Raw genomic sequence first — 14,728 nt, forward strand, 5'->3', positions numbered from 1 at the left:
TGAACAGGGGGCGTTTCCGCATGCCGGTTCTCGCCGCCGACGCCGACGCCGACCGTTGATCCGGGGGCCGGCCTCTCGGCGGTCCGCCCCTGGGAGTTGTCGATGCCGCACGTCCGTGGACCCAATCTCGCGCTGCGCGCCCGCATGGCGGAAGCGGGCTGGAACGGGCCGGCCCTCGCGGCGGCCCTGCAGAAGGTGGCCCGGGAGAGCGGGTTCGGTGTCGGCTACGACCGGACGACGGTGGCGCACTGGCTGTCGGGCACCCAACCCCGGCATCCGGGGCCGCAGTTGCTGGAGGAGGCGTTCACCCGGCGGCTCGGCCGGCCGGTGTCCCGGGCGGAGCTGGGGCTCCGGCCGGTCGGAGCGGCAGCCGGTGAGGACGGCGATCCGGAACCGGTGGACGCGCTGACGGGGCTGCGGCGACTGCACGCCAGGCCGCAGTTCGGGGAGTCCGCGGACGAAACGTTTCAGCCTCCGCTGTTCCGAATCCGCCTGCTGCCCTCGCCCCGCACCTCTCCCCCCGCCGCGCCCACCGCGCCCGCCCCGCCCGTTCCTACCGCGCCGCTGACCCGATTCGTGCCGGTGCTGCGCCGCTCGGGCCCGGAGCGGGTGGGGGCCCGGCAGGTCGAGGCGGTGCGGGAGATGACGGCATTCGGGTCGCGGCACTACGACGGGTACGGCGGCGCGATCGCCCGCAGCCCGCTGCTCGGGTACCTGCGCGACCACGTGCTGCCCTGGCTGACCAGTTCCGCGGGCGACCTGCGGCACCGTGAACTAATGGTCGCCGCCTCCCAGTTGGTGCGCCTGATCGGACGGACGTACACCGACGACAACCGGCACGGGGAGGCGCAGCGGCACTACCGGTTCGCGTACCGGCTGGCGGCGGAGGCGCAGGACGGCCAGGCGCAGGCGATGGCGCTGCGCGACCAGAGCACCCAGGCGGGGGCGCTGGGCCACCAGGCGTACGCGTCCCGGCTGGCGGAGGCGGCCGTCGAGCACCTGCCGTCGGACGCGGCGCCGGGGGTGCGGGCGTTCGTGCTGGCGCAGCAGGCGGTGGCGGCGGCCAGGCTGCGGCAGTCCGACGAGGCGCTGCGGGTGCTGGACGCGGCCCAGCAGTGGGCGTCCCGGTCGGTGGCGGAGGGCGGCCCGCACCAGTACCCGGAGCCGGCCCTGCTGTACCAGGCGGCGCAGGTCCACCGGTCGTTGCGGGCCACCGAGTTGTCGCTGTCGTACCTGCGGGCCTCGCTGCGGGCCCGGCCGGCGGGCGAGCACCGCACCATCGGGGTGTCGCTGCTGCAGCTGGCCCACCTGGAGCTGGACGCCGGGAACATCCACCAGGCCCGGCGGGCGTACACGAGCTTCCGCGAGCGGCACGACGCGCTGCGCTCACCGGCCACCGCACTGCAACTCTCCCGCCTGGAGGGCCGGTTCGCCCGCCTGGGTGGTTAGCGCGGGCCGCGGGAACCGCCGCGCACCGGTGGGGTGATCAATGGGGGCATGAACGATCCCTCGTACTACCCGCTGCTCCGCCCGCCGCCTTCTCCCGCCGAGGCACCCCCGCCCGACGAACGCACCGACGCTCCGCCGGCCGAGGACTCCGCGCCGGTGGCGGCGTCCCGCTGAGACCGGACCGGCTCCGGACCGGCCCCGAACCTGCTCCGGACCGGCCCCGGACCGGCCCCGCACCTGCTCCGGGCCGGCCCCGGGTCGGGCGGCTTGCCCGGGGCCGGGGCCGGCCCGCTTCGTCGCGACTTCGTCGTGATCCGGGGCAGAAAGGGTTCTCCCCGGGACGTTCTCAGGAGGCCCGTCCGCCCATCGCGGGCACCCGGAGGCGGGCGGTGGCCGGGACGGGCACCCGACCGACCGGGGCGACGGTGGAGAGCGGTCCGATGGGGCGGATCCGGTAGCGGTTCAGGTGCCGGCGTTCCGCGTCGCGCAGTGGCCGGCTGCGGCCGGTTCCGGCGTCGGTCGGCACGGTGACCGTCCGGGCCTCGAAGGCCAGCTCGCCGTCGCGGCGCGCCTCGCAGGTGGTGGCGATGGACGCCGTGCCGAGACGTTCCACCCAGATCTGCACGGGCAGCGGGGTCGGGCAGTGGTAGAGCGGCGAGCGGTAGTCGATCTCATGGCGGGCGATCATGAAGCCGTCCTCGAACAGTTCCTGGCCCTCGCTCTCGTCGTACAGCAGGCAGTAGACGGCCTCCTGTACGTACTGCAGCACCTTCAGGTTGTTGATGTGTCCGAAGGCGTCCATGTCGCCCCAGCGGGTCCGGCACAGGTAGGTGTACAACGGTCAGCCGTCCATCCGGTGGTCGGTCCCGAAGCCGAGAGTGCGGCGCAGGTAGCCGTAGGCGTAAGGGGAGCGGTGCAGCGCGGCGTCGTCGCCCTGTTCGTAGACCTCGCTCGCGGTGTCCAGGACGGCGAGGCCGAGAATCTTCTCCGTCCGCCGGCAGAGGTGTTCGAGTTCGGTGAGTCGCTGGGATGCGGGCAGGCCCGCGAGGGCCGCGCACACCTTCTCCACCTGATCGACCCCGCCACGGTACTCAGTCATCGGTTCCTCATTTCCTGTCGGACTTGATGTGTGTAGGGCCTCATCCGCCGAGGGGAAGGACAGGCGGATCCGTTGACGCCAAGGTCCTTCCGGTGATCAAACTCGGTCCCCCCGCAGCCGGACATGGTGGGGCTCCCTGTGTTTGGTTGAAGATCGCTGCGTTCCCGGACTCTTTCAACACAGCCCTCCACCAGACCCTGTTTCAGCGGTGGCCAACCTCCCGAACCGTACGTACACCAACCCAGAGGGCGTGATCGACACCCGGGAATGATCCAAAACACGCGACAATAGGGTGATCACATGATCAGGTGAAACGTCCTGCCATCAGGCGCGCGGGGCCGGCTTCCAGTCGCGGGCGAGCAGGCCGAGCACGGCCTGGTCCAGGAACTCGCCCATCACCCAGGCCGAGGCGCGCAGCGTGCCCTCCCGGACGAAGCCGTTGCGCTCGGCGGCCCGGATCATCGCGTGGTTGTCCGCCAGGGTGTCGACCTGGAGCCGCTGCAGCCCGCGCACCGTGAAGCCGTACTGGCACAGCGCGGCGACCACGTCCGTCCCGTAGCCCTTGCCGCGGGCGGCCGGGAGCAGTCCGAGCCCCAGGTGCGCGGACCGGTTGTGGGTGTCGATGCCCCACAGGTCCGCCACCCCGATCAGCGCGCCGGTCTCCAGCTCGACCGCGGAGAAGTGCACCACGCTCGGGTCGTCCGGCATCTCCGGGGGCTTGCCGTCCACCGGGACGGGCCGCCACGGCCGCCCCTCGGAGCGCGCCGAGAGCAGCACGTCGTTGTAGAGCTCGCGCCGCAGGATCGGCCGGTCTTCGTCATGCTGGGCCCGCAGCCCGATCTTCTCGCCTCGAAGCATCCAAGCTTCCTATCCGACCAACTGCCGCACCGGCAACCACTTTCGACACCCACCCGAGCCGCCGCGCCTCACGCCTCGCTCCTGAGCCCGGGCCTGCACCTGGCCCCCGAGTCACCTCCGGAACGCCGAAACGGAGCTCCGCCCCATCGAATGCGCGAGGCGGCCAACCCCGACGAACAAGCCATCGCCGGAACGGTCGAGGACCCGAACTCGTCAGACCGACACGACACCTACCCGGCCCAGCGACCTGGCTCGCCGCTTCATCATTCCCGACCGCGACCCGGCGGGGGCTGCCCGCCGCTAGAGTGGTGGGCATCACACGGTCGGACGAGTTTAAGACCCGTCGAGGCTCATCCCTGCCTGACGGCCGCACGATGGGGGTACAGTCATAACTGAACTATCGCGCGACGATTGCCCGGACTGTGGACGTGTTTGTTACGAGCAGGGGGCCTTCCACATGATCGAAGCAGCACGATGCCCCGACGGCGTGCTGGCCGACGAGTGGATCCAGCAGCTCGAGCAGTCCAAGAGTCGACGCGCCAAGGACCTTCTGGCAGACATTGCGATCGTGTTCGAAAGCTTCGCCCATCGCGGCACACTCGAAATCCCTCGAGAGCTGAACACGCTGGTGGACGGCCTTCGCGAGCTCAAGATCCAGGACCAGCGCTTCCCCTTCTTCGACCTCGAAGGAAGTCCGACAAACGCCGTACGTCTGACACATGGGTTCAAGAAGGGCACTGTCAAGACGCCGCGCCCCGAGCTGGACAAGGCGCGCTGGGTGCGACGAGAGGATGGAGAACTGTGACCACCTTGTATGACCGAATCGCCTCGACAGAGGATGGTCGAAGGCGGCTCGCAGTTTCTCGCCTCAAGCGGGAGGCCCTCAGGGCGATCCATATCGCGCTTCAGGAGTCCGGAATTACGCAAGCTGAACTCGCGAGGCGAATCGGCATCCGCAAATCAGCAGTGAGCCAGGTACTCAACGGAGACGGAAACATCCAGATCCGAACCCTGGCCGAATACCTCTTTGCACTCGGATACGAAATGGACCTGCGCGTTGTCGAAGAGGGCGAACCCCGAAAGGCCATGACCGAGCAGCGGGATGCGCTGCCCGCCTTCCCCCGGGCCCAGGAAGCCGCGCCCGAGCGCCCGCATGCGCTCACCTCGTACGCAGTTGTCCCCACCGCGGAGCCAGGAGCGCACATGCTGGTCGACATGACCGCCTGGCAGGAGGTGGGCGAGAGCAGCACTGTCCGCTTCGAGGGAAGCGCCCACCTTGTCCCCCACGCAGCTCGGACGACGTCGATCGACGCCTCTGTCGAGTTCAAACCACTAGTGAGCCGGAACAATGCCTAGGACCACGGAGAAGTACTCGCCAGAACTGCGCGATCTCATCGAGCGCGCCAGCCTCCGCCTGGTCGAGGCGCACGAGCTGACTGCAAATCGAGTGGGCAGCGGGCAGCCCAGCCAGTTCAAAGTGTCGATCGAGCCGGGACTCGCCGTTGGCGAAGACTTCGTCAACTACAGAGTCTCACTGACGTGCCAAATCCTCTCCGAAGATGGTTCACCGATCGCCAATGTGGGCGCAACGGTCGTTGGCCAATATGGGGTTTCCGGCGAATCGGACATCCCCGAGATCGCGTATCACGAGTTCGGCCCTATCGCCATTCAAGAAATCTATCTCTATGCCCGCCAGCACGTCTACGACCTTGCGCTCCGGGTGGGGATCTCCGGGTTCGTCCTCGAAGACATCGGCTCACGACTGGCCGGCATCACGTCAATCTGAATATGGCCCGAGCGAAGTTTCCCGGTGGCCGAGCTGGCTCGGGACCTCTCGCTCTGGCTCCACCTCCCGGACGGCGAGCGCTGGGACTTCGCGTTCGACTCGATGTCGTACGACGTGCCCGACGCGGTCCGGATCGTGGCGACCGGCGGGGGCTGGCGGGTCGGCTCCGTGTTCGCCCCGGACGCCTGGGGCGCCCCGGCGAGTTGGGCGGACCTCGCCCGGGATCTCGCCGCGTTCGTCGAAAACGGCGCGGGGCGGGGTGCGCACCCTCGGCATCGACCCCGGCTTCATACCCCCCGAGTCCCCGCCCTCTGAGGCCCCGCCCCCGGGTCCGCGCCCGGAGCAGTCCCGTCAGCCGACCAGTGTGAGGGCGAGGACGACCTCCGGGAGGGCGGCGATGACCAGGCCGTCGGGGGTGACGGCGAGGGAGTGGATGGGGGCGCCGAGGCGGATGTCGGCGCCGCGGTGGCGTTCGCCCCAGCGGCGCAGGCGGAGCAGGCCGTCGGACCAGGCGGCGGCGAGCAGGAGGCCGGCGGGGGTGGCGCCGAGGGCGGTGGCGGTGACGGGGTGGGGGCGCTGGTCGACGGGGGCGGGGAGGGGTGGGCGGCCGGGCATCCAGGTCCAGACGCGGCCGTCCTCGCCGCCGCTGACCACCAGGGTGCCGCCGTCCGCGTCGGTGACGCCGAGCGCGGTGACGGGCCCGTCGTGCAGCGGGGTCTCGGGGCGGTGGGTGAGGCCGGTGGAGAGGGTGGTGTGGCTGGTGCAGCCGTCGGGGTGGCCGAGGACGAGGGCATCGTGGTGGCCGGCGACGGCGGTGCACGGGCCGAGCGTTTCGAGGGTGCCGGGCGGTGCGCCGACCGCGCCGTCCAGCACGAGAGAGCTCAGCGTGCCGGAGGCGTCGAGCAGTAGCGCGCCGCCGAACGCGGTGGCGGTGAGGGCGCGCGGGTGGCGTTCGGTCAACGGCTCGCCGGACGAGGTGAGTTCGCCGGTCGCGGGGTCGGCGAGGTGCAGTGCGGCGCCGTCGAACACCAGCAGGGAGCCGGTCCGCGGGCCGATGCCGAGCGCGGTCATGCAGGGGCCGGGCGCGGGGCGGTTCCAGACGGTGTGCCAGCGGGCGGCGGCGAGTTCGGCGCAGTGCGCGGCGGAGGCGTCGTCGCGGCCGGTCAGCCAGGCGTGCAGGACGGCGGCCCGGTCGGCGGGGCGGGCGAGTGCGGCCCGGTCGGGCGCGGCGAGCCGCCAGGCCTCGGCGAGCGGGGTGGCGGGGGTGCCGGCGTCCTCGGCGCGCTGGAACGCGGCGGTGACGGTGGCGGGTTCGGCGTACAGCAGCAGGTCGAGTTCGTCGAGCATCGGCGTGGCCGGGTCGGCGGCGGAGGCGTGCCGCAGCAGCAGTGCGAGGCGTTCGGGGTCGCTGGCGGCGAGGTCGGGTCCGCCGTCGTCGCGGACGGGGATGCCGCCGGCGACCTCCCACATCATGGCGCCGTGGTCGACGGGCGGACGGTCGGCGGCGACCCGGTGGGCGACCTCGTCGGGGCGCAGCCGCCAGCGGTCGGCCATCGGCGGCGGGGGCAGCAGGTCGGCGGCGGATTTGACGACCTGTTCGCCGCCCGCGCCGGGGAGGGTGGCCCACAGTTCGGTGCTGAGCGGCCCGTCGGCGGTGGACAGGGCGGTCAGGGCGCCGCGTTCGGCGTCGGGGAGAGCCGCCCACCAGGTGTCGGCGAGGGCGGTGGCGCGTTCGGTGGGCGTCCGGGCGGGGTCGAGGACGGCGCCGGGGGTGCGGGCGGCGAGCTGGGCGAGTCCGGGGCTGGGGTGGGTGGTGGCGGGGTCGATCTGGTGGCCGGTCAGGCGGGCGCACCAGTCGGCGTACTTCGCGGGGTCGGTCCACTGGGGCTGGTCGAGGTCGAGGACGGCGGCGCCGGGGGCGGCGGCGGTCAACTCGTCGGCGGCGGGCCCGTGGGCGGCCTCGACGACCAGCAGCAGCCAGGGGACGGACAGCAGCGGGACGAGCAGTTCGGCGGCGATCCGCTCGGGGGTGCCGGGCAGGTCCGGCCCGCCGGCCCGGTCGAGGTCGGTGACGACGACGGTGCGCGGGGTGCCGTCCTGGAGTGCTTCGAGCAGGTCGGCGGGGGTGCCGGCGGTGAGGCCGAGCAGGTCGGCGAGCCGGGTGGTGGCCGAACGGACCGTCAGCCCCTCGACGTCCAGCAGCGCGTGGACGCGGCGCCCGGGCCGCGGGTGGTCGGCCGGGCAGGCGGCGGCGAGCCAGGTCAGCAAGTGGGTGCGGCCGCTGCCGGACGAGCCGGCCACCCGGCACAGGCGCGGGCCCCGGGTGTCCTCCAGCCAGGACAGCAGGGCACGCCCGGCGGGCCGGCGTCCGGCGCCGAGCGGGGGCAGGCCGGGCGGCGGCGCGTCGGCGGGGACGGGGTCGGTCAGCGGGCGGCGGTGGCGCGGGTGCGGCCGGTACGCGGCGTCCGGGCCGGGCGGCCAACTGCCCTGCACCGCATGGACGGGGACCCGCCCGGCGGGGTCCGCGCCCTCGTCGAAGGCGTACCGCCAGATGTTGACGCCCTGCTCCTGCGTGCCGTCGTCCACCGCTGTGCCGTTCACTGTTCCGCGCTGTCCTTCGTGTCCGTCCCCGTGCGCCGGCCCCCTCCACGGGGTGGCGTGCACGGCGCGGCTGCTGCGCCCGGCGTGGCCCGTCCCCCGTACATCTCCGGCGCCGGTCAGCCTACTGGAGGTGCGGGTACGTCCGTTCGAACCGCCGGGCCCTCCCTGTGAACTGGCTCACACCGTCCACCGCCATGTCACTTTCGCGGCCCGGCAGCGCTCTCATCCCCAACACGATCAACACGATCAACGCGATCGGCAGAGAGGACACCCAGGATGACCGGGCACCGGACGGGGCAGGCGGAGCGCGCGGAAGGAACAGCCTCCGAGGAAGCCACGCGGGAGTACGCCGAGCATCGCGAGCTGCTGTTCGCCCTCGTCTACAACCTGCTCGGCAGCGTCGCCGACACCGAGGACGTGCTGCAGGACACCTGGCTGGCCTGGGCGGCGCGGCGCGCGGACGGGGCGGCGGGGCCGGTGGAGCACCCGAAGGCGTACCTGGTGCGGGTGGCGGTGAACCGGGCGCTGGCGCAGCAGGCGGCGGTGAGCCGGCGGCGCGAGACGTACGTGGGGCCGTGGCTGCCGGAGCCGCTGGTGGGTCCGTTGGCGGGGCCGGGGGCGCCGGTCGGGGACGGGCAGGCGGCGGTGGAGCGCGCCGAGGCGGTGTCGCTGGCGCTGCTGGTGGTGCTGGAGACGCTGTCGCCGCTGGAGCGCAGCGCGTTCGTGCTGCACGAGGTGTTCGGGTACAGCGGCGCGGAGATCGCCGGGATCCTGGGGCGCAGCCCGGCGGCGGTGCGGCAGTTGACGAAGCGGGCGCGGGAGCACGTGCAGGCCAGGCGGCCCCGGTACGAGCCGGAGCCGGCGGTGCGGCGGCAGGTGACGGAACGTTTCCTTGCGGCGGCGCTCGGCGGGGATCTGGCGGCGCTGCTGGAGTTGCTGTCGCCGGACGTGACGCTGTGGGGCGACGGCGGCGGGAAGGCGCCCGGGGGGCTTCGTCCGCTCACCGGCCGGGCCAAGGTGGCGCGGCTGCTGGCGGCCCTGGCACCGAAGTTCGGCGGTCGTGCGCTGGTGATGGACTGGCGGAGCGTCAATGGCGCGCCCGCGGTGGTGGTTTCGGCGTTCGGCCGGGCGTTCGCGGTGCTGGTGCTGGACCTGGTGCCGGACGGCGACCGGATCTCCGGCATCTACGCGGTGTCCAACCCCGACAAGCTGGGGGGTCTGGCGTGAAGGGCCTTGCCGGATGGCTGACGGTGCCCGCCGGTCGGCGCGGCAAGTGGGTGGTGCTGGCGGCCTGGGCGGTGCTGCTGATACCGGCCCTGCTGCTGGCGGGGCGGCTCGGTGAGGTGGAGCAGAACGACAACGCGGCGTGGCTGCCGGGTGGGGCGGAGTCCACCGCCGTGGTGCAGCGGGCCGCCGCGCTCGGGGCGGCGGACACCGTCCCGGCGATCGTCCTGTACGACCGCCAGACCGGCATCACATCCGCTGATCTGATCAACGCCCAGGCCGATGCGAAGGCCTTCGCCGCCGTCGAGTCGGTGGTCGGCGCCGTGCAGGGGCCGGTGGCCTCGCCGGACGGGCAGGCGCTGCAGACCGTCGTCCAGCTGCACAAGGGGCAGGACGGCTGGGAGGGCCTCGGGCGCACCGTGGACGCGCTGACCGCGATCGGCACCGCGCACGCCGACGGCCCGGGATTCCACGTCACCGGGCCCGCCGGGTACGCGTCCGACTCCATCAAGGCGTTCGGCGCGGGCGGCAGCCTGACCACGATCACGGCGGTCGTGGTGGTGCTGATCCTGCTGCTCACCTACCGCAGTCCGTGGCTGCCGCTGCTGTCGCTGCTCACCGTCGGCGGGGCGCTGGCGGTCGCCCAGGCGCTGGTGTTCGTGCTCGCCCGGTACGCCGGGCTGGTCGTCAACAAGCAGACCGGGTTCATCCTGGTGGTGCTGGTGTTCGGCGCGGCCACCGACTACGCGCTGCTGCTGATCGCCCGCTACCGCGAGGAACTCGCGCACCACCAGGACCCGCACGAGGCGATGGCCCGCGCCCTGCGCCGCTGCGCACCCGCCATCACCGCCTCGGCGGCGACCGTCGCGGCCGGGCTCCTGCTGCTCGTCCTGGCCGAGCTCAACTCCACCTGCGGCATGGGGCCGGCCTGCGCGATCGGCGTCCTGGTCGGCTGGCTCGCCATGCTGACGCTGATGCCCGCACTGCTGGTGGCCTGCGGGCGGCGGGCGTTCTGGCCGCGCCGCCCCGAGTACGGCGCCGCCGCGCCCGACGGCGGCCGGGCCTGGACCCGCCTGGGCGACGCCATCGCCCGCCGCCCCCGCACCGTCTGGATCGGCACCGCACTCGCCCTCGGCGCACTCGCCCTCGGCTGCTTCGCGCTGCGCGCGGACGGCCTCGCCGACACCGAACAGTTCACCGGCCGCCCGCAGACCGCCGCCGGCAAGCAGGTCCAGGCGGCGCACTTCCCGGCGGGCGCGGGCGACCCGCTGTACGTGGTGGCCCGCTCCGACGCCGCCTCCACCGTCCGCGATGCACTGGCCGGTGTGCCGGGCGTCCAGGCCGTCCAGCAACCCCTCCTGACCGGCCATCAGGTGCTGTTGACCGCCGAACTCTCCGCCGACCCGTCCAGCCGGGACGCGATGCGCACCGTCTCCCTCGCCCGCACCGCGGTGCACGCCGTACCGGACGCGGACGCACTCGTCGGCGGCACCACCGCGATCGCCCTCGACACCCGGGACGCGGCCTCCCGCGACGACGCCCTGATCATCCCGGTCGTCCTGCTGACGGTGCTGCTGATCCTCGCCGTCCTGCTCCGCTCGGCCCTCGCCCCGCTGCTGCTGATCGGCACCGTGGTGCTCTCGTTCGGCGCGGCGCTCGGCGTCTCCGCCCTGGTCTTCCGCCACCTGTTCCACTTCGCCGGGACGGACGCCTCGTTCCCGCTCCTCGCCTTCGTCTTCCTGGTCGCCCTCGGCGTCGACTACAACATCTTCCTGGTCACCCGCGTCCGCGAGGACGCCCGCACCCTCGGCACCCGCCGCGCGGCCCGCACCGCCCTCACCGCCACCGGCGGCGTCATCACCTCCGCCGGCCTCGTCCTCGCCGGCACCTTCGCCGCCATGGCCTCCCTCCCCCTGGTCTTCGCCGCCGAACTCGGCTTCACCGTCGCCTTCGGCGTCCTCCTCGACACCCTCCTCGTCCGCTCCGTCCTCGTCACCGCCCTCACCCTCGACACCGGCCCCCGCCTCTGGTGGCCCACCCGCCATCCCTGAACCCCCGCCACCGGCCGGCGTCACGATGCACCGCCATCCGCGCCGGCCGGTCTCCGGGGGCTCAGGTACGCCGGTCGAAGCGGAACCCGAACAGCCGGCCTTCGTCGTAGCGGTCCGTCAGCCTGGGCTCGATCACGTACGGGCCCGCATCGAACCCGCACGACTCGGCCTTGGCGAGTTCGTCCTCGTTGATCGTCACCAGGTACTGCATGCGCTCGCGGTCCATCACCTCCGCGGCCGGCTCCAGCGCCCGGGTCAGCTGCCGCTCGTCGACGCCGTCGAACAGGTGACTGTCGTGCACCAGGAAGTCGGGGGCCCGGCCGTCGCGGTGCGCCAGGACGGCGAGTGTCAGGTCGAAGCAGAAGAGCCAGCTCGGCGTGCATGGCCAGCTGGCCCCGGTCCGCCCGCGCGCCGAGCAGGAAGTGCAGCAACTCGATCACACCGGACTTGCCCGCACCGTTGCGGCTGTCCGTGGCCCTCGCGTCGGACACGCTGCCCGCGACCAGCAGGTTGAGGCCCGGCCGGAACTCGATCGTCCTGAACCGCCGGTCGTCAGCGCTCAATCGCCTCAGCATCGGCCCTCCTCAAGGTCAGCAGGTCGTCGGTCAGTTCGAGCGCTCCCAGCGCATGCAGAACATCCAGGGCAAGGACGAACCAGCCGAACGACACCGGCGACGCAAGCCCGTGGCCGAGCCGCCACTCCCGCAGCCGCGACCAGGTTTGACTGACCGTCAGCGGACGGTCCAGCTGCAGGGCAATCTGAGCCCCTACGGCCAGCAGCGCACGATCCGGCGCAATTCCCTTGGTCGGCGTGATCACTGGGCTTCCCGCTGGATCGGCAGCGCCCCCGACTCCCAGCCCGCGGGCGGGACATCGAAGATGTCGCACTCCTCGAAGAAGTAGGTCAGCACCACGTCCGCCGCATCCGAACGCTCCCAGGTCGCCCGGGTCTGGCGGCCTTACGGGCGCTCGGCAGTGGGATCGGCCCCGGTCCGGCGGTACCGTGCGAAAGGTTCTCCGCCAAGTGCCGCAGCAGCGGCTCGATTTCGGCCATTCCGACTCCGTAGGCGACCTCGTGGACCGGAATGCTCTCGCCCAACAGCGTCTCCAGCCGGGGCACGTCCAGGTACATCGCCTTGTGCCACAGCTTGCTCGGCCCGAGTTGCTCGAAGCCGAGATCCAGGTGGTCCCGCTTCGCCTCGGCCAGTAGGCCGGAGATCACGGGGTCGACTCCGCGCCTCATGTTGTGCACAAACACGAAGGTGTCGAACTGACCGAAGCGTTTGGCGAGCGCACCCGCGAGATCCTTGCGGAACTTCGAGCGGATATGGGCCGCATCCACCGTCTCAGGCGCGTAACACGCGTACAGCCTCCGCCCGCCGAGCCCAAGGCCGTCCGCGCCCAGGTCGCCGAGGTTCCCGTAGGTCGCCACCGGCACGTAGCCGTCGTCGCAGAGCTCCATCAGCCGATGGAACAGCTTCTCGAACTCACTCCCCGAACTCGCCTCCAGCATCGCGCGCCACCTGGCCTGCGCGTACTGCCGCTGATGCGGAAGAAGCACGGTCCTCCTCCTCGTCCCGCACGATCCCTGCGGTCACGGTGACGCCCTGATACCCCGGACAGCGTCCGTTCGCCTGGAGAACGATGCCGGACACCTCCCGGTCACCCTCCAACCCGCTGAAAAGTTCACCATTTCGGGCGATCTGACGAGCCGTCCAAAACGGCCCCGCTCGGCCGCACCCAGGGTGTGGTGCGTCGAACGGGGCCGTTGACGTCAGTGGGCCAACTGCCGTCAGACCAGGTGGTCGAAGGCGCCGGCCTTCGCGCCCTGGACCATGGCCCGGATCTCGTCGCGGGTGTAGACGAGAGGCGTCTGCTGCGGCCGCTTGGAGTCACGGACCGCGATGAACGTGCCGACCACGCCGAACTCCACACAGTTGTCGTTGCCCCCGCTGAACGGGGACTTCTCCCAGACGACATCCGAGAAGTCCAGCTCGGCGGGGACGGGCTTGGTGGTGCTCAACTCTTACAGCTCCTTGAGAATCTTGTTGATCTGGCTGCGGGTCTCGGGTGGGCCGAGGGCACGGGCCCGCAGATGGTCGAAGACCTCGGTGTAGCGCTCCACATCCTCGGATCCCTCGAAGTACACCGAGTTGGTCAGATTCTCCACCCACACGACGTCCGGATTCGAATCCGGGAAGCCCATGAGCATGAACGATCCGTAGAGTCCTGGGTGAAAACCGGCCGAGAACGGCAGCAGCTGAAGCGTGATGCCAGGTCGCGGCGAGACCTCCAGAAGATGTTCCAACTGCCCTTTCAGAACAGTACGGTTGCTACCGATCCTTCGTATTGCTGCTTCGTCGATCACCGCCCAGAGCTTGGGGGCGTCCTCGCGTCCCAGCAGCTTGTCCTGCCGCTCCATCCGCACCGTCACCAATGCGTCAATCTGTTTGGCCGTCAGATCCACTCGCATCTCGGTGATGACCCGCCGCGCGTAGTCGGCGGTCTGCAGCAGGCCCGGCATCAGCTGCGGTTCGTAGGAGCGGAGGCTGGTGGCGCTGGACTCGAGCGCCAGGTATCCGCCGTACTGCGTGGTGTTGATGACGGCCGAGTACTTCTTCCACCACTGCTGCCGCTGGGCCTGATCCGCGCGGACCAGGTCGAGGATGTCCTCCCGCTCGACCGGGTCAATGACCTGGTAACAGTCCAGCAATGCCTTGACCAACAACGGAGTTGTGCCACGGTCGCCGTTCTCGATCCGGCTCAGCGAGCTCTGGTTGACCTCCACCACCTCAACCACCTGAGTGAGCGTCAGCTCCCGGACGTCTCTCAACTCCTTGAGCCGGGAGGCGAGCTGACGTCGGTACACGGACTTGGGGGCGGGGTTCCTCTTCGCCATGGGCGCCAGTCTCCACTGCTCCGCAAGCACACAGCAACCGATCGAGGGAAAACCGGCTGGGCATATTGCCCATCGGGCAACCTGGCAGGCATGCTGACTCCCGGTAGCACGGCGCGACCGCCCGGTCACGCCTCGTGGCACACGCCGCTGCCTTCCTTGCGCCGACCGAGGGGCGCCTCAACTCGCCCTCACGGTCGGCGGTTTGCTCAGCCGCACGGGAGCCCGCCATGCGCGAACACCGCGCCCCAGCACCGCCCGAACCCGACTCCGCCACCCGCGGCTTCTACCTCTCGCCGCGCCCCGACGGGTTCGTCCTGCACATGAACGCCAGCGCCGAACACCTGGTCGAGATGCGGGCCCGGGTCTTCAAGACGGTCGCCTCGGCCGGCGCCGCCGAGGAAGTCGCCGAGGCCGCCCGCCTGGTGGCCAGCGAACTCGTCGGCAACGCGGTACGGCTGTGCGGCCCGCACGCGCCGGTGATCGTCCGACTGGCCGACGCCGGCCACGAGTTCGTCGTCCAGGTCCACGACCCCGAACCCGCCGTCCTGCCGACCCGTTCCGCCGAGCCGCCCGACAACTCGCGCACGGGCACCGGCCGCGGCCTGTGGATCCTCGACGCGCTCGCCCCCGGCTGGACGGTCACCCCCACCCCGCTCGGCAAGCAGATCACCTGCACCCTGCCCCGCGACCGCACCACCGCGGCGTGAGGCCCCCGGGAATTCCGATGCGCGGCAGGCGACTTGCTCCGCACAATGACCGCC

Annotated in this window: 18 protein-coding genes; 9 read left to right on the plus strand and 9 right to left on the minus strand. The window is 71.7% G+C overall.

Annotated elements, in window-relative coordinates; translation table 11 throughout:
- The first annotated feature begins 102 nt into the window (after positions 1-102).
- Complete coding sequence (locus ACFYS8_RS04725; protein ID WP_387635719.1) at positions 103-1,449, plus strand: hypothetical protein; 1,347 nt, start codon at positions 103-105, stop codon at positions 1,447-1,449.
- A gap of 48 nt (positions 1,450-1,497) precedes the next feature.
- Positions 1,498-1,623, plus strand: coding sequence for a hypothetical protein (locus ACFYS8_RS04730; protein WP_387635721.1), 126 nt, complete (start codon positions 1,498-1,500; stop codon positions 1,621-1,623).
- Between the two features lie 172 nt (positions 1,624-1,795).
- Here the strand turns inward: ACFYS8_RS04730 and ACFYS8_RS04735 are convergent, their stop codons facing one another.
- The 3 genes from ACFYS8_RS04735 to ACFYS8_RS04745 form a co-directional block, all read right to left on the minus strand.
- Positions 1,796-2,287: an acyl-CoA thioesterase gene (locus ACFYS8_RS04735; RefSeq protein ID WP_387635723.1), complete on the minus strand. Its 492-nt coding sequence runs from the start codon at positions 2,285-2,287 to the stop codon at positions 1,796-1,798.
- Between the two features lie 3 nt (positions 2,288-2,290).
- Positions 2,291-2,548, minus strand: a complete 258-nt coding sequence (locus tag ACFYS8_RS04740; protein WP_387635726.1) for a hypothetical protein — start codon at positions 2,546-2,548, stop codon at positions 2,291-2,293.
- 324 nt (positions 2,549-2,872) lie between these two features.
- Positions 2,873-3,406 (minus strand): GNAT family N-acetyltransferase, encoded by a 534-nt coding sequence (locus tag ACFYS8_RS04745; protein WP_387635728.1) that lies wholly within the window; start codon positions 3,404-3,406, stop codon positions 2,873-2,875.
- Positions 3,407-3,863: 457 nt separating this feature from the next.
- Here ACFYS8_RS04745 and ACFYS8_RS04750 point away from each other — a divergent pair, with 457 nt between their 5' ends.
- From ACFYS8_RS04750 to ACFYS8_RS04765, 4 genes are read left to right on the plus strand one after another with little or no spacing between them, the layout of a single operon-like run.
- A complete protein-coding gene (locus ACFYS8_RS04750) occupies positions 3,864-4,211 on the plus strand; it encodes a hypothetical protein (protein ID WP_387635730.1) in 348 nt (115 codons plus the stop codon).
- Positions 4,208-4,762 carry a helix-turn-helix domain-containing protein gene (locus ACFYS8_RS04755; RefSeq protein WP_387635733.1) on the plus strand — a complete coding sequence of 185 codons (555 nt, stop codon included), beginning with the start codon at positions 4,208-4,210 and terminating at the stop codon, positions 4,760-4,762. Before ACFYS8_RS04750 ends, ACFYS8_RS04755 begins: the two co-directional genes overlap by 4 nt.
- The gene (locus ACFYS8_RS04760; RefSeq protein ID WP_387635735.1) at positions 4,755-5,192 is read left to right on the plus strand and encodes a hypothetical protein; all 438 of its coding nucleotides are present in this window, start codon (positions 4,755-4,757) and stop codon (positions 5,190-5,192) included. The genes ACFYS8_RS04755 and ACFYS8_RS04760 overlap by 8 nt, the downstream gene beginning before the upstream one ends.
- Positions 5,193-5,216: 24 nt before the next feature.
- Entirely contained in the window at positions 5,217-5,507 is a 291-nt protein-coding gene (locus tag ACFYS8_RS04765) for a hypothetical protein (RefSeq protein ID WP_387635738.1), read from the plus strand.
- Between the two features lie 36 nt (positions 5,508-5,543).
- Here ACFYS8_RS04765 and ACFYS8_RS04770 read toward each other — a convergent pair whose 3' ends face one another.
- Positions 5,544-7,793 carry a hypothetical protein gene (locus ACFYS8_RS04770; protein WP_387635740.1) on the minus strand — a complete coding sequence of 750 codons (2,250 nt, stop codon included), beginning with the start codon at positions 7,791-7,793 and terminating at the stop codon, positions 5,544-5,546.
- A gap of 276 nt (positions 7,794-8,069) precedes the next feature.
- Between ACFYS8_RS04770 and sigJ the strand changes: the two genes are divergently transcribed.
- Both sigJ and ACFYS8_RS04780 read left to right on the plus strand, forming a co-directional pair.
- Entirely contained in the window at positions 8,070-9,020 is a 951-nt protein-coding gene (sigJ, locus tag ACFYS8_RS04775; protein ID WP_387635743.1) for an RNA polymerase sigma factor SigJ, read from the plus strand.
- A complete protein-coding gene (locus ACFYS8_RS04780) occupies positions 9,017-11,068 on the plus strand; it encodes an MMPL family transporter (protein WP_387635745.1) in 2,052 nt (683 codons plus the stop codon). Before sigJ ends, ACFYS8_RS04780 begins: the two co-directional genes overlap by 4 nt.
- A gap of 61 nt (positions 11,069-11,129) precedes the next feature.
- On the opposite strand, the gene ACFYS8_RS04785 is transcribed toward ACFYS8_RS04780, so the two are convergent.
- From ACFYS8_RS04785 to ACFYS8_RS04805, 5 genes are all read right to left on the minus strand, one after another.
- Entirely contained in the window at positions 11,130-11,420 is a 291-nt protein-coding gene (locus ACFYS8_RS04785; RefSeq protein ID WP_387636846.1) for a DUF2326 domain-containing protein, read from the minus strand.
- A 200-nt stretch (positions 11,421-11,620) separates the two neighbouring features.
- Positions 11,621-11,887, minus strand: a complete 267-nt coding sequence (locus ACFYS8_RS04790; protein WP_387635748.1) for an ABC-three component system middle component 6 — start codon at positions 11,885-11,887, stop codon at positions 11,621-11,623.
- A gap of 85 nt (positions 11,888-11,972) precedes the next feature.
- Complete coding sequence (locus ACFYS8_RS04795; protein ID WP_387635751.1) at positions 11,973-12,581, minus strand: hypothetical protein; 609 nt, start codon at positions 12,579-12,581, stop codon at positions 11,973-11,975.
- Between the two features lie 279 nt (positions 12,582-12,860).
- Positions 12,861-13,091: a DUF397 domain-containing protein gene (locus ACFYS8_RS04800; RefSeq protein WP_387635753.1), complete on the minus strand. Its 231-nt coding sequence runs from the start codon at positions 13,089-13,091 to the stop codon at positions 12,861-12,863.
- A gap of 3 nt (positions 13,092-13,094) precedes the next feature.
- Positions 13,095-13,967: a helix-turn-helix transcriptional regulator gene (locus ACFYS8_RS04805; protein WP_387635756.1), complete on the minus strand. Its 873-nt coding sequence runs from the start codon at positions 13,965-13,967 to the stop codon at positions 13,095-13,097.
- Between the two features lie 227 nt (positions 13,968-14,194).
- Between ACFYS8_RS04805 and ACFYS8_RS04810 the strand changes: the two genes are divergently transcribed.
- Positions 14,195-14,674 (plus strand): ATP-binding protein, encoded by a 480-nt coding sequence (locus ACFYS8_RS04810; RefSeq protein WP_387635759.1) that lies wholly within the window; start codon positions 14,195-14,197, stop codon positions 14,672-14,674.
- Positions 14,675-14,728: the final 54 nt, after the last annotated feature.

Source organism: Kitasatospora sp. NPDC004615 (genome assembly GCF_042873545.1).
Classification (GTDB): Bacteria; Actinomycetota; Actinomycetes; order Streptomycetales; family Streptomycetaceae; genus Kitasatospora.